Origin of the sequence: Agilicoccus flavus, from assembly GCF_014857905.1 — a bacterium.
GTDB classification, from domain to species: Bacteria; Actinomycetota; Actinomycetes; order Actinomycetales; family Dermatophilaceae; genus Agilicoccus; species Agilicoccus flavus.
On record NZ_JACYXE010000003.1, the window covers coordinates 304,510 to 321,834 of the forward strand.

The following is a 17,325-nucleotide window of genomic DNA, read 5'->3' on the forward strand; positions in this document are numbered from 1 at the left end:
AGAAGAAGGTCTCGACGATGAGTTCACCTTCGCCGGCTCGCACCGGCTCGACGCCACGCCCGGCGCCGCCCGACGACACGAAGCTCGCGCTGCTGTTCATCGCGCCCGCCGCGCTCGGGTTCCTCGTGTTCCTCGTGTGGCCGACGGTGCGCGGGATCTACCTCAGCTTCACGCGGTTCAACCTGCTCAGGCCCGCCGAGTTCGTCGGCGTCGACAACTACACCCGGATGTTCGCGGACCCGGTGTTCTGGAACGCCCTCTGGGTGACCCTGCAGTACGTCGTCCTCAACATCGGCTTCCAGACGATCCTCGCGCTGGTCATCGCCGTGATGATGCAGCGGCTGACCCAGTCCACGTGGCTGCGGGGCCTCATCCTCACGCCGTACCTCGTCAGCAACGTCGTCGCCGCGATGCTCTTCCTGTGGATCCTCGACTACCAGCTCGGGTTCGGCCAGGTGGTGCTCGAGTCGATCGGGCTCGAGCGGATCCCGTTCCTCGGCTCGGCCGACTGGGCCATCCCGACGATCGCGTTCATCAACACCTGGCGCCACGTCGGCTACACGGCCCTGCTCATCTTCGCCGGGCTGCAGACCATCCCCGAGACCGTGTACGAGGCGGCCCGGATGGACGGCAGCTCGGAGGTGTCGACGTTCCTCCGCATCACCGTGCCCCTGCTGCGGCCGATCCTCGCGCTCGGGCTCATCATCACGGTCGTCGGCTCGTTCCAGGTGTTCGACACGGTCGCGGTGGCCACCCAGGGCGGGCCCGTCAACGCGACCCGGGTCCTGCAGTTCTACATCTACGACCTCGCCTTCGGCCGCTTCCAGTTCGGGTACGCCTCCGCCCTGTCCGTGGCGCTGCTCCTCGTGCTCATGGCCGTGACCTTCGTGCAGTACCGCCTCACCCGGGCCGACAGCACGGACCTGGACTGAGAGGACCGACCATGACCGATCCCACCGCGGCCCCGACCACCGATCCGCAGCCGGTGCCTGCCTCCGGCCCCACCGACGAACCGGCCCGCCGTCGTCGTCTCTCGCCCGGGCGGGCCCTCGCCTGGCTCTTCATGATCCTCGTGATCCTCGCGACGCTCTTCCCCTTCTACTGGATGCTGCGCACGGCGCTGTCGAGCAACAACGCGCTGTACTCCGGCAGCACGGACCTGCTGCCGGTCGGCTTCTCGACCGGCGGGTTCGAGCGGGTCTTCGGCTCCCAGACGGGGGAGGAGGCCATCGCGGCCGGCGGCTCCGGCGCGTCGATCCCCTTCTGGCGCTACCTGTTCAACTCCGTCGTCGTGGCCACTCTCGTCACCGCCGGCCAGACGTTCTTCTCGGCGATGGCGGCGTACGCGTTCGCGCGGCTGCGGTGGCGGCACCGCGAGAAGGTGTTCGCCTTCTTCCTCGCCGGCCTGATGATCCCCGCGATCTTCACGTTCCTGCCGAACTTCGTGCTCATCAAGCAGCTGGGGCTCATCGACACCCTGCTCGGGGTCGCCCTGCCGACGATGTTCATGACGCCGTTCGCGGTGTTCTTCCTGCGGCAGTTCTTCCTCGGTCTCTCCCGCGAGGTCGAGGAGGCCGCCCTCGTCGACGGCGCGAGCAAGGTGCGCGTGTTCTTCCAGCTCGTGCTGCCGATGTCGGTGGCTCCGGTGACGACGCTCGCGATCCTCACGTACATGACGGCGTGGAACGACTACTTCTGGCCGCTCATGGTCAGCTACACCGACGCCTCGCGGGTGCTCACCGTCGGGCTCGGCGTCTTCAAGTCGCAGGCGCCGCAGACCGGCCCGGACTGGGCCGGGCTCATGGCGGCGACGCTCGTGGCCGCGCTTCCGATGCTGCTCCTCTTCGGGGTCTTCGCGAAGCGCATCGTCAACTCCATCGGTTTCAGCGGGATCAAGTGAACAGGAGCGTGCAGATGCGACGTCGACGGACGGACCGGACCCGCACGCGGGCCGCGACCGCGCTCGCCCTCGCCGTGGCCGTGGGGTCGGCGGTGGGCCTGTCGGGCTGCGCCAAGGGCGAGAGCGCGGCCGGGGCCGGCGGGACCATCTCGTACTGGCTGTGGGACTCGGCGCAGCAGCCCGGGTACCAGAAGTGCGCGGACGCGTTCGCGGCGGAGAACCCCGGGCTGCGCGTGCGCATCACGCAGTACGGCTGGGACGACTACTGGAGCAAGCTGACGGCGGGCTTCATCGCCGACACGGCCCCGGACGTCTTCACCGACCACCTCGGCAAGTTCGCGCAGTTCGCCGATCTCGGCGTCCTGCGCCCCCTGGACGACCTCCAGGCGACGAAGGACATCGCCGACGACGACTACCAGGAGGGCTTGGCGACCCTGTGGAAGGGGCAGGACGGCAAGCGGTACGGCGCTCCGAAGGACTGGGACACGGTCGCCCTCTTCTACAACGCGAAGATGCTCGCGGACGCGGGGATCACGAAGGAGCAGGTCGACTCGGCGGCCTGGAACCCCGACGACGGGGGCACGTTCGAGAAGATGGTCGCCCGGCTCACCGTCGACGCCAAGGGCCGCCGCGGCGACGAGCCCGGTTTCGACAAGAACCGGGTCAAGGTCTACGGGATGGCGATCGACCACGGCGGCGGCGACGGCTACGGCCAGACCCAGTGGTCGCCGTTCACGGGCAGCTCGGGCACGGGGTGGCAGTACCTCGACAAGAACCCGTGGGGCACCCGCTTCCGCTTCGACTCACCCGACGTGCAGAAGACGCTCGGCTGGTATTTCGGCCTCGTCCGCAAGGGCTACATGCCCCCGTACGAGGTGACGGCCGGCGACCTCGACAAGAACAAGCAGCTCGCGGCCGGGACCGCGGCGATGACCGTGGACGGTTCGTGGATGATCTCCACCTACAGCGGCTTCACGAACGCGGCCGGCGAGAAGACGCCCATCGGGATCGCGCCCACGCCGGTGGGCCCCGCGGGGAAGCGCGCGTCGATGTTCAACGGCCTCGCCGACTCGGTGACGACGAACAGCACGCAGCCCGAGAACGCGGCGAAGTGGGTGAAGTTCCTCTCGGGCCAGACGTGCCAGGACATCATCGGCAACGCCGGGGTCGTCTTCCCGGCGCGCAGGTCGGGGACCGAGCTCGCAGTCGCCTACAACAAGCGGGAGCGCAACCTCGACGTCACCCCGTTCACCGAACAGGTGAGCGAGAAGTCGACCTTCCTCTACCCGGTCGTCTACTACGCCGAGGACATCAAGGCCATCCTGGGGCCCGGCATGAACGCCATCTACATCGGGCAGGAACCCGTCTCGGCGATGACGACGTTCAACGAGCAGATCAACCTGCTGCTCTCGCAGCGGGGTTGATCTCTCGTCCACCGCTGCTGCCGTCGTCGTCGTCGGAGCGGGTCAGGGGGCGACGAACGCCAGCGCGACGACGATCGGCAGCGACACGAGCGAGGCGATCGAGGTGACCACCGTCATCGTCTTCAGCCCGCCCTGGGTGGTCAGGCCGAGGAGGGCCTTGTACATCCAGAAGAAGTTGCTGTTGACCTGGAGCGCGAACAGGGAGCCCGACGCGATCGCGAGGCCGATGGCGATCGGCGCGACCCCGATGGAGCCGAGGATGGGCGCGACGATGCCCGCGGCCGTGATGGCCGCCACCGACACCGACCCGATGGCGAGGTGCAGCACGGCGGCGATGAACCAGGCGAGCAGGACGCTGACGACGACCGGAGCGCCGCTGTCCGCGCCGAAGAGCCCGCCGAGGACGTCGGCCAGGCCCGTCGCCTTGATGACGGCGCCGAGCGAACCGCCGATGCCCGTGACCAGGAGGATCTCGCCGGCGGTGTGCAGGCCGTCGCCGAACGCCTCGTCGGTGCGGTTCCGCCCGACGGTCCGGCGGGCGAGGAAGAAGGCCAGCAGGAGACCGATGAACATCGCGACGTTGGCGTTGCCGAAGAAGTCGACGACCTCGTTCTCGACGCCGGCGAGGCCCACGAACGCGCCGAACGCGATGAGCACGAGCGGGACGAGGATCGGCAGCAGGGCGACGACGAGGGCGGGGGCCCGCCGGCCGCCGAACGTGGCCGGGGCGGCGGCGTCCGCGCCCTCGTCGTCGGAGGGGCCGAGGGCGTCACCCTCGCCGTCCATCTCGTCCTTCTCCTCGTTCCAGTAGCCGCCCCGCAGCATGAGGCCGAACACGAAGGTGGTGAGAACGGCGGTGAGCGGGCCGAGGACGATGCCGTAGATGAGGTAGGTCCCGAGCGGGATCTGCAGCAACCCGGCGATCGAGACCGCGGCGAGACCGGGCACCACGAAGACGTAGCCGCAGAAGATCCCCGTGCCGAGCGCGCCCGCCATGAGGGCCAACCCGTGCTTGCCGACGTGCGGGGCGGCCTGGCGGGCCACCGGCGCGCCGAGCACCACCTGCACGTCGACGTAGATCGAGGGGAAGATCGTCGAGAGGGCCACCGTCAGCCCGTAGGGGATCCGCTTCGGTCCCAGGGTCCGCACCAGCACCCCCACCAGGCGGTCGAACGTGCCGGTCGTGTGCAGCAGCGACCCGATGAGCACGCCGAAGCCGATGAGCAGACCGATCTTGGCCATGATGTCGCCGAAGCCCTCGGTGATGGCCTCGACCGTCGCCGTGAACCCGACGCCCCCCGCCAGCCCGAGGTAGAGACACCCGATGACGAGGGAGATGATCGGGTCGATCTTGAACCTGATGATGAGCAGGACGATCGCGAGGATGGCGATGGTCGTGTGGAGAGCGATCACGGCGTGTACCTCGTTGTCGGGCCGGGGATTCCCGTGCGGGGCTCACAGTCTCTCCCGCCCGACGGGTCGCGAGGGGGACCGGCGCCCGAGGACTTGCGCCCGGCCCGACGGGCCGTGCCCCGGCCCAACCCCCGGACCCGTAGGCCCGGGGGCGGCGCGGACGTGACGTCAGTGACCCGACGGGCCGGTGGACATGGGCTCCTCCACGGGCCCGGTCCCGGCGTCGGTGCGGCCCGTCAGGGGCAGGCCGCGCGACCGGCGCATGATGACGAACGCGACGAGGAACACGGCCCAGGCGCCCAGGCTCAGCCACAGCTGGGAGGCCGTGTCGGGACTGAACGACATCTGCACGAGGATCGCGACCATCGCGACGATGGAGAGGATCGTCAGGACGGGGAAGGCCCACATCTTCACCTCGAGCGTGGCGTCGTCGGCCCGGCGGCGCAGGACGAACTGCGAGACCGCGATGAGGATGTAGACGAAGATGATGATCGCGCCCGAGGAGTTGAGCAGGAACGCGAAGATCCCGTCCTCGGAGACGCGGGCGGCGATGACGCACGCGAAGCCGACGATCGTCGAGAAGAGGATCGCGCGGCGGGGCGCGCCGCTGGCGCTGACCCGCGTGAGCGAGACGGGCGCCTCACCCCGGGCGGCGAGCACGAACAGCATCCGGCTCGCCGTGTACAGGCCGGAGTTCAGGCACGACAGGACGGCCACGAGCACGACCGCGTTCATGATCTGGTCGGCGTAGGGGATGCCCATGACCTTGAACGCCGACACGAACGGCGACACCATGGCGGCCTTGTCGTTCCACGGCACGATGCACGCGAGCAGGAACGTCGCGCCGATGAAGAACGTCGCCACGCGGAAGATGACGGAGTTCGTGGCGCGCACGATGGCCTTGGCCGGGTCGTCGGACTCCGCGGCGGCGATCGTCGCGATCTCCGCGCCGACCATCGAGAAGATCACCGTGACGACGGAGACGACGATTGCGGCCACGCCGTTCGGGAAGAGGCCCCCGTGCGCGGTGAGGTTCTCGAAGTGCATGCCGGTGCCGCCGATGACGCCGAGCACGTAGAGCGTGCCCACGACGAGGAACAGCGCGATGGCCGCGACCTTGATCCCGGCGAACCAGTACTCGAACTCGCCGTAGGACTTCACCGAGAACATGTTGGTCGCCGTCATGAAGAGCATGAGGACGAGCCCGATGATCCACAGGTCGACGGACGGCATCCAGTACTGGATGACCTTCGCGCCGGCGACGGCCTCGAAACCGACGACGACGACCCAGAAGTACCAGTACAACCAGGCCACGGAGAAGCCGGCCCAGTCACCGAGCGCCAGTCGGGCATAGTCGGAGAACGAGCCGGTGGCGGGCAGGGCGGTCGCCATCTCGCCGAGCATGCGCATGACGCAGATGATGAGCAGACCGCACAGGCCGTACGTGAGGAACGCGGCCGGCCCGGCGCTGCCGAGCACGGTGCCCGACCCGACGAACAGGCCGGCGCCGATGACCCCGCCGATGGCGATCATGGCGAGGTGGCGTTGCTTGAGCCCCTTGTGCAGGTCCGGGGCGGTGGAGGGAGGAGCAGCCATGACAGGCCCTTCGCGGTGCGTGGCCGACCGAGGTCGACGCGGTCCGCCCCGTCGACCGGGCGGTCGACGGGGCGACGGGGCTGATCTCGCCCGTCGGGGACGGGACGCTACTCTCCTCCGCGTCTCCGTGGTGTTACGGAGCCGTGTCGCGATCGTGTCTCAGCGGCCGCCGAACTCGGCCATTCCGGCCTGCGCCTGGGCGAGCCAGGCCTGCCGCGTCTCGAGCGCCTCCCGCGCCTTGGCGATCCGCCGCTCGTCCCCGCTCTTCTCCGCCTTCTCGAGGTCGCGGCGGTACTTCTCGAGGGCCGCCTCCGCCTGCGCGGCGAGGCTCGCGGCGCGCGCGGCGACCTCGGGGTTGGTGGCCTTCCACTTGTGGTCCTCGGCGTCGCGCACGGCCTGCTCGACCCGCCGCATCGCCTTCTCGACCCGGTCCATGTCGGAGCGGGGGACCCTCCCGGCGGCGTCCCACTTGTCCTGGATGCTCCGGAGCGCGGCCTTGGCGCGGTCGAGATCCGTGACGGGCAGCAGGGCCTGGGCCTGGGCGAGGAGCTCCTCCTTGACGACGAGGTTGCCCTGGTACTCCTCGTTCTCGGCGGCGACGATCTCGTCCTTGGCCGCGAAGAACGCGTCCTGGGCCGCCTTGAAGCGGCTCCACAGGGCGTCGTCGTCGGCGCGCGCGGCCCGCCCGGCCTGACGCCAGCGGTCCATGAGCCGCTTGAACGCCCCCGCGGTGGCGCCCCAGTCGGTGCTGTCGCGCAGGGCCTCGGCCTCGGCGACGAGGGCCTCCTTGGCCGCCTTCGCCTCGCCCTGCGTGGCGCCGAGCTGGGCGAAGTGGACACGACGCATCTTGTCGAAGGAGTTGCGCGACGAGGAGAGCCGGGCCCAGAGGGCCTGCTCGGTCTCGCGGTCGAGGCGCGGACCGCCCCGCTGGGCCGCCTTCCACTCGTCGAGGAGCGCGCGCATCCGGGCGCTGCTCGACTTCCACTGGACCTTCTCCTCGGGCTGGCCGGCGATCCGCTCGGCCTCCACGACGATCTTCTCGCGGGCGGCGGCGGCCTCGGCGCGCTGCTGCGCCCGCTGCTCCGCCTCGACGGCCCGGCGGGCCTGTACCGCGGTCGCGACGTTCTCGACCTTCGCGGCCAGGGCGACGAGGTCGCCGACCGCCCGCAGCTCGCCGGCGCTCGTGCGCAGGGCGGCGAGGCTCTCGTCGGCCTCCTTGGCCGACAGGTCGGTCTGCGTCACGCGCTGCAGCAGCAGGTCGGCGGCCGCGTCCACCTCGACGTACTTGCGGGCGAAGTAGGCGAGCGCCTCGTCGGGCGACGCCCCCGGGTACGACCCGACCTCGCTCTCGCCCTCCGGGGTGCGCACGAAGACCGTGCCGTCGTCGGCGACGCGGCCGAAGGTGACCGCGTCCGCGATCGCCACCCCGGAGACCGGGGCCGTCGCGGGCGGCGCGGGACGATCCGCGCCCGGCGCCGGGCGTGCCGGCCCCGGTCGCGCCGGCGGCCCGGGCGTGGGGCGGGAGGCCGGCGGCGTGGGCCGGGGCGCGGGTGACGGGACAGGGGGCGCGGGGGGCGCGGGGGCCGGCGAGGGAACCTCGGACGACCCGCCGTCGGTGCCGTCGCCGCCCGGGGCGCCCTCGGTGGCTCCCGCGGTGTCCGGCTCGGTGACGTCGGCGGGGGCCGGGGTCTCGTCGGCCGGTGCGGGGGCCGCGTTCTCGGTCTCGTCGGCGGGTGCGGGGGCCGCGTTCTCGGTCTCGTCGGCGGGTGCGGGGGCCGCGTTCGCGGTCTCGTCGGCCGGCTCGGGGGTCGTGCTCCCGGTCTCGTCGGCCGGCTCGGAAGCCGCGCCGCGCGCCTCGTCCGTCGGCGCGGGGGCCGTGCCGGGGGTCGCGACGGCGTCGGTCGCCTCGACCTGCGGGGCGGTCACCTCGGCGGGCGCGTCGGGCGTGGGCTGGCTCTGGTCGGACACGGCGGGGGCCCTCCTGTGGTGGACACCGCTGCGCGAGGGCGCGGCAGCGGTTCGATGAGTGACGTTCCCCACGACGATACGGGGCGGGCGCCCCACGCGGCGCCCGGCGCGCCCCGGGAAGCGCCCCGGCGCGGGGGAGGACGCGAGGGTCGCCGGGGGTGTCGGAGGTGGCCGATAGGCTGCGCGGGTGTTCCTCATGGGCTTCCCCGCGGTCGCGCTCGCGACCAACTGCTACGTCGTCGGCCCCTCGCACAGCGAGGAGTGCGTTGTCGTCGATCCCGGCGTCGGGGTCCTCGACCCGCTGACCCGGTTGCTGGCCGAGCACTCGCGGACGCCGGTCGCGGTCCTGCTCACGCACGGGCACCTCGATCACGTCTACTCCGCGGCGCTCGTGGGGTCCCGCTACGACGCCCCGACCTACGTGCATCCCGATGACCGGTACCGCCTCGACGATCCCGTCTCGGACGTCGGGCCGCTCGTCGCCGTCTTCGAGCAGCAGCTGGGTTCGCGCGTGGAGTGGACGCGGCCGGACGACATCCGGGAGGCCCACGACGGCGAGGACCTCGCCCTGGCCGGGCTCGGGTTCCGCGTGGACCACGCCCCAGGCCACACGGAGGGCTCCGTGTTGTTCTCCGTCGACGGCACCCCGGACCTGCTCGGCCCGCAGACGGGCCTGGCCCGGACCATCCTCACCGGCGACGTCCTCTTCGCCGGGGGCATCGGCCGCACCGACCTGCCCGGCGGCGACGACGCCGCGATGACCGCCAGCCTGCGCGACGTCGTGCTCGGCCTGGCCGACGACAGCCTCGTGCTGCCCGGCCACGGACCGGGCAGCACGATCGCGAACGAACGCGCGACGAACCCCTACCTGCAAGGACTGCACCGATGAGCCAGAAGATCGCGCCGCTCAGCGGCTTCCCCGAGTGGCTGCCCGCCCAGCGGGTCGTCGAGTCGCACTTCCTCGACGTCATCGCCTCGACGTTCGAGCTGCACGGTTTCGCGAACATCGAGACGCGCGCGGTCGAGCCGGTGGAGCGACTCGTCGGCAAGGGCGGGGACGCCGACAAGGAGATCTTCGGGATCACGCGCCTCGCCGGCGAGGACGACGACGCGGCGGGCGGCGCGAAGCTGGGCCTGCACTTCGACCTCACCGTGCCGTTCGCCCGGTACGTCCTCGAGAACGCGGGCCACCTGACCTTCCCGTTCCGGCGCTACCAGATCCAGAAGGTGTGGCGAGGGGAGCGCCCGCAGGACGGGCGCTTCCGCGAGTTCGTCCAGGCCGACATCGACGTCGTCGGCGACGGCGTGCTGCCCGCCCACTACGAGGCCGAGATGCCGCTCGTCATCGTCGACGCGTTCGCGCAGCTGCCGATCGGTCCCTACCGCATCCAGGTCAACAACCGGAAGGTGCCGGAGGGCTTCTACCTCGGCCTCGGCGTCGCCCCCGAGCTCGTCGTACCGGTGCTGCGCATCGTCGACAAGCTCGACAAGATCGGGGCCGACGCGGTGGCGGCCGCGCTCGTCGAGGCGGGCCTGACCGACGCCCAGGCGGCGGCGTGCCTCGACCTCGCGCGGATCCGCTCCGACGACCTGTCGTTCGTTGACGCCGTCCGCGGGCTCGGCGTCGAGCACCCCACGCTGGAGACGGGCCTCGCGGATCTGGCGGCCGTGGTGGCCGCCGCCTCGGAGCACGCGCCCGGCGTCGTCGTGGCCGACCTGTCCGTGGCCCGGGGTCTCGACTACTACACGGGCACCGTCTACGAGACGCGCCTCGTGGGGCAGGAGGCCTACGGGTCGATCTGCTCCGGCGGCCGGTACGACTCGCTCGCGAGCGACGGGCGGACGACCTACCCGGGGGTGGGGATCTCGATCGGGGTCTCGCGGCTCCTGCACCGCCTCATGGCCTCGGGCTCCCTCACGGCGTCCCGTCCCACCCCGACGTGCGTGCTCGTCGCGCTCGCCGCCGAGACCGATCGGCCGCGGGCGATGCGCCTCGCCGCCCGGCTGCGCGCCCGCGGGATCGCCACCGAGGTCGCCCCCTCGGCCGCCAAGTTCGGCAAGCAGATCCGCTTCGCCGATCGACGGTCCATCCCGTTCGTCTGGTTCCTCGGCGAGCAGGAGGCCCCGGACTCGGTCAAGGACATCCGCAGCGGCGAGCAGGTCGAGGCCGACGCGGCCACGTGGGAGCCGCCGGAGACCGACCTGCGGCCCGCGCTCATCGTCGCGGACTGACCGGGGGATCAGCGGGGCCGGCGCTCTGTGGGCCCCCGGCGCCGCCGGCGTCCTCGCGACCCCGGTCAGCGTGCCCGTCGGTGGCGCCCGGTGCGGGGGTCGCCGCGGCGGCCCGGGCGGGGATGCGCAGGCCGATCGCCGCGAGCTCCAGATCGGCCAGCGCGCGCACGACGTCCGGGTCCCCCCGGCGCCACGCGCCCGCCGGGTCGGGGTGGATGGCGCGCAGGCGGGTCAGCGGGGCCCGGGCCAGGGCCCGCAGGGCGAACAGGTCCGGTTCGGCCCCCGTCGCGAGCAGCCGCCGCGCCGCGCCGGAGCGGCGGTGGAACGCGATCCGCGCCACGAGCCAGGGGATGGCGAGCGCGAGCGCCGGGGCGAGCGCGGTGGCCGCGCCGGCGATCGAGCCGAGCCGCTCGACGTCGGCGGCGAGGTCCAGACCCGCCTGTCGGGCCTGCGTCCCCGGGGCGGCCAGCGCGGCGAACGCGCCCGCCAGCCGCTCGCCGACGAACGGGAGCTCGGTGACATCGCGTGACGCCTGGGTCAGCGCCGACTCCGCCTGCTCGCCCGACCGGGCCAGCGCGCGCGCCTGCTCGGCGAGCCCGCGCAGGCGCTCGGCGAGGCGGATCCCGACGGCCACCCATGCGAGCACCCACCCGACGACCAGTGCGTCTCCGATCGCCTGTCGCGCGGCGCGTCGCGGTTCCTGGGCGTACCACATGTTCCCATCCTGACGGGGCGGACCGCCCCTCGCCGGGCCGGGGCCGGCGACACGCGGACCGCCGGGGGCGGTTGTGTCGGGGTGGGACGGGCGGCTGTGTCGGGGTGGGAACACGACTCGAGGCCGGACGGTTGGCATAGTAGGACGACCGACCAGTAACCCCGGTCCGGAACGCGAGCCGAAGGACATCACGTGGAGCACACGGCAGGGAGCGCCTCAGCGGTGCCCGCGCGCCCTGGCACCGTCACGCCCGCCGACGGGGTCCGCCTGTGGCTGGACCACCTGCGTGTGGAGCGCGGGGTGGCCCACAACACGCTGCTCGGCTACACCCGCGACCTCGACCGCTACCGGGCCCACCTCGACGGGCTCGGCATCACCTCGCTCGCCGAGGTCCACCAGTCCGACGTCGCCGGCTTCGTGGCGGCGCTGCGGGACGGCGGCGACGGTCATCGACCCCTGTCGGTGTCGTCGGTCGCCCGCACGCTCGTGGCCGTCCGCGGCCTGCACCGCTTCCTGCTCCTCGAGGGACTCACCGCCGACGACCCGTCCGCGGACGTCCCCGTCCCGCGGGCCGCGCAGCGCCTCCCCACCGCCCTGTCCGTCGCCGCCGTCGAGCGGCTCCTCGAGGGTCTGGCCCTCGGCGACGGCCCCCTCCCGCTGCGGGACCGCGCCCTCGTCGAGGTGCTCTACGGCACCGGCGCCCGGATCAGCGAGGCCGTGGGCCTCGACCTCGACGACGTCGACCTCGACGGCGGCTCGGTCCGGCTGCTCGGCAAGGGTGACAAGGAACGCATCGTCCCCCTCGGCCGGCACGCCCGCACGCATCTGGAGGCCTATCTCGTGCGCGCGCGCCCGGCGCTGCTCGAGTCGGGCGCCGGTCAGGCCGGTCGGGCCGTCTTCGTCAACCAGCGTGGGGGTCGGCTGTCCCGGCAGAGCGCCTGGGCGATCATCCGCCAGGCCGCCGAGCGCGCCGAGCTCTCCGCGGGCGTCGGCCCGCACACGCTGCGGCACTCGTTCGCCACGCACCTGCTCGAGGGAGGCGCCGACGTGCGCGTGGTGCAGGAACTCCTCGGCCACGCCTCGGTGACCACCACCCAGATCTACACGCACGTGACGGCGACGCGCCTGCGCGAGGTCTACGCGCGGACCCATCCTCGGGCGCGCTGATAGGGTCGGCGGCATTCGGTCCTGCCGCCGGAGCGGGGCGGACCGGCAGCGCAGCCGACAGAGCAGCGGACACGAGCAGCCGACACGAGCAAGGACATCGATGGGCTTCGAGACGACGTCCCCCGGGGCCACGCACGAGCGTCTCCCCGGCACCGAGACCGCCGGGGACGGGTCCATCGGACCCACCGGGCGGCCGATGCCGTCGTTCGGCGAACCCCCGCTGCTCGGCTCGCACGGCCCGGCGCGGGTCATCGCGATGTGCAACCAGAAGGGCGGCGTCGGCAAGACGACCACGACCATCAACCTGGGGGCCGCGCTGGCCGAACTCGGTCGCCGGGTGCTCCTCGTCGACTTCGACCCGCAGGGCGCGCTGTCCGTCGGGCTCGGGATCCGGCCCAACGACCTCGATCTCACGGTGTACAACCTGCTCGTCGAGCGCGACCACGACATCCGCGACGTCATCCAGACCACGCGGACCCGCGATCTCGACCTGCTGCCCGCGAACATCGACCTCTCGGCCGCCGAGGTCCAGCTCGTCGGCGAGGTCGCCCGCGAGATGGTGCTCGCCCGGGTGCTGCGGCCGGTCGTCGACGACTACGACGTCATCCTCATCGACTGCCAGCCCTCGCTCGGCCTGCTCACCGTGAACGCCCTGACGGCCGCGCACGGGGTCCTCATCCCGCTCGAGTGCGAGTTCTTCGCCATGCGCGGGGTGGCGCTGCTCGTCGAGACGATCGACAAGGTCACCGACCGGCTCAACCCGCGCCTGCAGATCGACGGCATCCTCGCGACGATGTACGACGGCCGGACCCTGCACAGCCGGGAGGTCGTGCGCAGCGTCGTCGACCACTTCCAGGACCGCGTCTTCCACACCGTCATCACGCGCACCGTGAAGTTCCCCGACGCGACCCTCGCGGCGGAGCCGATCACGACGTACGCGCCCTCCCACGGGGCCGCGGAGGCCTACCGTCAGCTCGCGCGCGAACTCATCTCGCGCGGGGGCGCGCCCTGACGGTGACCGCCGATCCGGCCCGCGCCGCGCAGGCCCCGCCCGGCGAGGCCGCGGGAGCGCCCGGCGTCGCCGAGCCGGGCGGTGGGGCGCCGGGCGGCGTCCTCACCCGCCGAGCCGCGGTCAGCCCGTTCGAGGTCCACCTCGACGTGTACTCGGGCCCGTTCGACCTCTTGCTCGGTCTCATCAGCAAGCACAAGCTCGACATCACCGAGATCGCGCTCGCGCAGGTGACCGACGAGTTCATGGCCCACATCCGCCACCACCAGGCCGCGGACACCGACTGGGACCTCTCCCAGGCCTCGGAGTTCCTCCTCGTGGCGGCGACGCTCCTCGACCTCAAGGCCGCCCGGCTCCTGCCCGCGACGGGCGAGGAGAGCGAGGAGGACCTCGCGCTCATCGAGGCCCGCGACCTGCTCTTCGCCCGGCTGCTGCAGTACCGCGCGTTCAAGGAGGTCGCGACCTGGTGCGCCGCCCGCATGGAGAGCCACGGCCGCATCGTCCCGCGCCAGGCGGGGCTCGAGCCGCGCTTCGCCGCGTTGCTGCCCGAACTCGTCCTCGGGATCACGCCCGAGCAGCTCGCGAAGATCGCCGCGGCCGCGATGGTGCCGCGGCCGCCGCCGACCGTGGGCGTCGAGCACCTGCACGCGCCCCAGGTCAGCGTGCGGGAGCAGGCCGCGCTCGTCGTCGAGCGGCTGCGGGCGAGCGGGCGGGCGAACTTCCGGGAGCTCGTCGCCGACGCCGACTCGACGCTGGTCATCGTCGCCCGCTTCCTCGCCCTGCTCGAGCTGTTCCGCGAGGCGGCCGTCACCTTCGACCAGCCGGAGGCGCTCGGCGACCTCGTCGTCGAGTGGACCGGCCCGGAGAGCCTCGAGGTCGGCGACGAGTTCGACGAGTTCGACGACGACGCCGGCCCCGAGAGCGGCGACGGCCGCGCCGAGGACGACGCGGACGCGACGGACGACGCGCCGCCGGCGGACCCGACCCTGCCCACCGGGACCGACACCCCCACCCCCACCGAACAGGACACCCCGTGACCGCCCTCCCGCCGGACCCGCCGGCCGACTTCGGGTCGTCCGCCGTCCCCGACCCCGATCCCGCCCCGGGGCTGGAGAGTCCTACCGCCGAGCCGTCGTCGGACGCGCCGGCCGAGCTCGACGTCGACGACCTCCCGGCCGGCCTGCGCGGCGCGCTCGAGGCGGTGCTCATGGTCGTCGAGGAGCCGCTCGACGCGCCCACGCTCGCGAGCGCCCTGCGCCGGCCCACCCGCGACGTCGAGGACACCCTGCGGGTGCTCGCCGACGAGTACGCCCGCGACCGGCGGGGGTTCGCGCTGCTCGAGGTCGCCGGCGGGTGGCGCGTGTACTCCCGCTCGGAGTACGCGCCCGTCGTCGAGCGGTTCCTCCTCGACGGGCAGCGCGCCCGGCTCACGCAGGCGGCCCTCGAGACGCTGGCGGTCGTCGCCTACCGTCAACCGGTGTCCCGCGCCCGCGTCAGCGCGGTCCGTGGCGTGAACGTCGACGGCGTCGTGCGTACCCTGTTGACGCGCGGCCTCATCACCGAGGTCGGTGTCGACGACGAGCACGGAGCTGTGCTGTACGGCACCACCCCCTACTTCCTGCAGCGGCTCGGCCTGGGTTCGCTCGACGACCTGCCGCCGCTCGCGCCCTACCTGCCGGAGATCGACATGCTCGACAGCCTCACCGACGCCTCCACCGATCGGCTCTCCTCGTGAGCCCGCGACCCACCGGCGGTTCGGCCGGCTCAGCGGGGCGTGGTGGCCGCGGCGGGCGCACCCCGTCCGGGCGGCCCTCGACGCCTCGTGGTCAGGGCGGGCAAGGCGGGCAACGCGCTCAGGGTGGACGGGGCCGCGCCTCGCAGGGCGGTCAGGGCGGTGCCGCCGGCGGGCGGGGCCGGGGCGGCCGTCCCGGCGCGGGGCGGTCCGGGGCGGGGGCGTCGGCGCCGATGCCGCCCTCGGCGCCCGAGATCGACGTGCACGACCCCGACGGCGTGCGCCTGCAGAAACTCCTCGCCGCCGCGGGCGTCGGCAGTCGGCGGGCCTGCGAGCAGCTCATCTCCCAGGGCCGGGTCGAGGTCGACGGCCAGGTCGTCACCGAGCTCGGCGTGCGCATCGACCCGGTGGGCCAGAGCGTGCGGGTCGACGGGAGCCGCGTGCAGCTCGACGCCTCCCGGGTCTACCTCGCCTTCAACAAGCCCCTCGGCGTCGTCTCGACGATGGACGACGAACTCGGGCGGCCGTGCGTCGGCGACTTCGTCGCGCGCCGCAGCGAACGCCTCTTCCACGTCGGGCGCCTCGACGTCGACACCGACGGTCTCCTGCTCCTGACGAACGACGGGGAGCTGGCCCATCGACTCCAGCACCCCTCCTACGGGGTCCTCAAGACGTACGTCGCCACCGTGCCCGGCCCCGTCGCCCGCGACGTCGGCCGCACGCTGCGCGCCGGCGTCGACCTCGAGGACGGCACGGTCAAGGCCGACTCGTTCCGGCTCGTCGACTCCGCCCCGGGTCGGGCCATCGTCGAGGTCGTCCTCCACGAGGGCCGCAAGCACGTCGTCCGGCGGATGCTCGAGGCCGTCGGCCACCCCGTCGAGACCCTGACGCGGGTCCAGCTCGGCCCGATCCGCCTCGCCGACCTCAAGACCGGGCGCACCCGCCCGCTCAACGGCAAGGAGATCGGCGAGCTCTACTCGGCCGCGGGTCTGTGAGCCCGGCCGAGACGCCGGAGGTGCCGCAGGCCCCCGACGTCGCCTCCCGTCGGGCGGAGTCGGGGTTCGGGCTCGTCACCGTCGTCGGCACGGGCCTCATCGGGGCGAGCGTCGGGCTCGCGCTGCGGGCCGCGGGCGTGCCGGTCGCCCTCGAGGACCCCTCGCCGACGGCCGTGACCCTCGCGGCCGACCTCGGCGCCGGGCGCCTCGCCCGGCCCGACGACCGCCCCGACGTCGTCGTCGTCGCCGCCCCGCCCGACGTGACCGCCCGGGTGGTCGGCGACGCCCTGCGCCGCCACCCCGGGGCCACCGTCACCGACGTCGCCTCCGTCAAGCGCGCGGTCGAGGCCGAGGTCGTCGCCGCGGCCGACGACCCCGCCCGGTACGTCGGCTCGCACCCCATGGCGGGCCGCGAGCGTAGCGGCGCCATCGCGGCCCGGTCCGACCTCTTCGCGGGTCGGCCGTGGGTCGTCGTCGCGCACGAGGCGTCGGATCCCGGGCGCGTCGCCCAGGTCGAACGCCTCGCCGCGCTCACCGGCGCCGCCGTCGCCCGCATGGCCTCGGCGGAGCACGACGCCGCCGTCGCCGCCGTCTCGCACGTGCCGCAGGTGGCGGCCAGCCTCGTCGCCGCGCGCCTGCGCGACCTGCCCGCCGACTCGGTGGCGCTCGCCGGGCAGGGTCTGCGCGACGTGACCCGGATCGCGGCGAGCGACCCCGCGCTGTGGACCCAGATCCTCGTCGGGAACGCGAGCGCCGTCCGCACGGTCCTCGCCGACCTCGCGGCCGACCTCGGCGAGGTCGTCGCGGCCCTGGCCGACGTCGGCGACGACCCCGACGCCCCCGCGCCGGGCGCGCGCCGCGTCCTCGCCTCGGCCATCGCCCACGGCAACGCCGGGCACGCCCGCATCCCCGGCAAGCACGGCGCCGGGCCCACGACGTACGGCACGGTGACGGTCCTCATGCCGGACCGGCCCGGGCACCTCGCGCTGCTCTTCGACCACGTCGGCGCCGCCGGGGTCAACGTCGAGGACGTGCGCATCGAGCACGAGGTCGGCCGCGCGGTCGGCGTCGTCGAGATCGCCGTGCTGCCGGCCGCCGTGGACCCGCTGCGGGCCGCCCTGCGCGCCCAGGGCTGGACGGTCCGGGACTGAGCCGTCGCCTGTCGCCGCCTCGC

The 17,325-nt window shown here is 73.2% G+C and carries 15 protein-coding genes; 11 read left to right on the plus strand and 4 right to left on the minus strand.

The features are described 5' to 3' along the window. Positions 1-17: 17 nt before the first annotated feature. The 3 genes from ICW24_RS07200 to ICW24_RS07210 are packed head-to-tail and all read left to right on the plus strand — an operon-like array spanning position 18 to position 3,324. Positions 18-932: a carbohydrate ABC transporter permease gene (locus tag ICW24_RS07200; protein ID WP_226345032.1), complete on the plus strand. Its 915-nt coding sequence runs from the start codon at positions 18-20 to the stop codon at positions 930-932. 11 nt (positions 933-943) lie between these two features. Beyond that, complete coding sequence (locus ICW24_RS07205; protein ID WP_226345033.1) at positions 944-1,900, plus strand: carbohydrate ABC transporter permease; 957 nt, start codon at positions 944-946, stop codon at positions 1,898-1,900. 14 nt (positions 1,901-1,914) lie between these two features. After that, the gene (locus ICW24_RS07210) at positions 1,915-3,324 is read left to right on the plus strand and encodes an ABC transporter substrate-binding protein (protein ID WP_226345034.1); all 1,410 of its coding nucleotides are present in this window, start codon (positions 1,915-1,917) and stop codon (positions 3,322-3,324) included. Between the two features lie 42 nt (positions 3,325-3,366). Here ICW24_RS07210 and ICW24_RS07215 read toward each other — a convergent pair whose 3' ends face one another. The 3 genes from ICW24_RS07215 to ICW24_RS07225 form a co-directional block, all read right to left on the minus strand. Next, positions 3,367-4,737, minus strand: coding sequence for a GntP family permease (locus ICW24_RS07215; protein ID WP_226345035.1), 1,371 nt, complete (start codon positions 4,735-4,737; stop codon positions 3,367-3,369). A gap of 168 nt (positions 4,738-4,905) precedes the next feature. Further along, positions 4,906-6,333, minus strand: a complete 1,428-nt coding sequence (locus ICW24_RS07220) for an amino acid permease (protein ID WP_226345036.1) — start codon at positions 6,331-6,333, stop codon at positions 4,906-4,908. Positions 6,334-6,492: 159 nt separating this feature from the next. Then, complete coding sequence (locus ICW24_RS07225) at positions 6,493-8,301, minus strand: DUF349 domain-containing protein (RefSeq protein WP_226345037.1); 1,809 nt, start codon at positions 8,299-8,301, stop codon at positions 6,493-6,495. Between the two features lie 196 nt (positions 8,302-8,497). Here ICW24_RS07225 and ICW24_RS07230 point away from each other — a divergent pair, with 196 nt between their 5' ends. Both ICW24_RS07230 and hisS read left to right on the plus strand, forming a co-directional pair. Beyond that, on the plus strand, positions 8,498-9,190 hold the full coding sequence (locus ICW24_RS07230) for an MBL fold metallo-hydrolase (protein ID WP_264176358.1): 693 nt from the start codon (positions 8,498-8,500) through the stop codon (positions 9,188-9,190). Then, positions 9,187-10,533 carry a histidine--tRNA ligase gene (gene hisS / locus ICW24_RS07235; RefSeq protein ID WP_226345039.1) on the plus strand — a complete coding sequence of 449 codons (1,347 nt, stop codon included), beginning with the start codon at positions 9,187-9,189 and terminating at the stop codon, positions 10,531-10,533. The genes ICW24_RS07230 and hisS overlap by 4 nt, the downstream gene beginning before the upstream one ends. Here hisS and ICW24_RS07240 read toward each other — a convergent pair. Next, a complete protein-coding gene (locus ICW24_RS07240; protein ID WP_226345040.1) occupies positions 10,517-11,248 on the minus strand; it encodes a hypothetical protein in 732 nt (243 codons plus the stop codon). The two genes, hisS and ICW24_RS07240, sit on opposite strands and share 17 nt — an antisense overlap. A 222-nt stretch (positions 11,249-11,470) precedes the next feature. On the opposite strand from ICW24_RS07240, the gene xerD reads away from it, so the two are divergent. From xerD to ICW24_RS07270, 6 genes are all read left to right on the plus strand, one after another. Continuing rightward, positions 11,471-12,415 carry a site-specific tyrosine recombinase XerD gene (xerD, locus tag ICW24_RS07245; protein WP_226345041.1) on the plus strand — a complete coding sequence of 315 codons (945 nt, stop codon included), beginning with the start codon at positions 11,471-11,473 and terminating at the stop codon, positions 12,413-12,415. 100 nt (positions 12,416-12,515) lie between these two features. After that, entirely contained in the window at positions 12,516-13,427 is a 912-nt protein-coding gene (locus ICW24_RS07250) for a ParA family protein (RefSeq protein WP_226345042.1), read from the plus strand. Further along, positions 13,424-14,461, plus strand: coding sequence for a segregation and condensation protein A (locus tag ICW24_RS07255; protein ID WP_372360558.1), 1,038 nt, complete (start codon positions 13,424-13,426; stop codon positions 14,459-14,461). The genes ICW24_RS07250 and ICW24_RS07255 overlap by 4 nt, the downstream gene beginning before the upstream one ends. Further along, positions 14,458-15,159, plus strand: coding sequence for an SMC-Scp complex subunit ScpB (gene scpB / locus ICW24_RS07260; RefSeq protein WP_372360555.1), 702 nt, complete (start codon positions 14,458-14,460; stop codon positions 15,157-15,159). The genes ICW24_RS07255 and scpB overlap by 4 nt, the downstream gene beginning before the upstream one ends. Further along, positions 15,156-16,151 (plus strand): pseudouridine synthase, encoded by a 996-nt coding sequence (locus ICW24_RS07265; protein ID WP_226345044.1) that lies wholly within the window; start codon positions 15,156-15,158, stop codon positions 16,149-16,151. The genes scpB and ICW24_RS07265 overlap by 4 nt, the downstream gene beginning before the upstream one ends. Before the next feature lie 20 nt (positions 16,152-16,171). Further along, a complete protein-coding gene (locus ICW24_RS07270) occupies positions 16,172-17,302 on the plus strand; it encodes a prephenate dehydrogenase (protein ID WP_226345088.1) in 1,131 nt (376 codons plus the stop codon). Positions 17,303-17,325 lie beyond the last annotated feature (23 nt).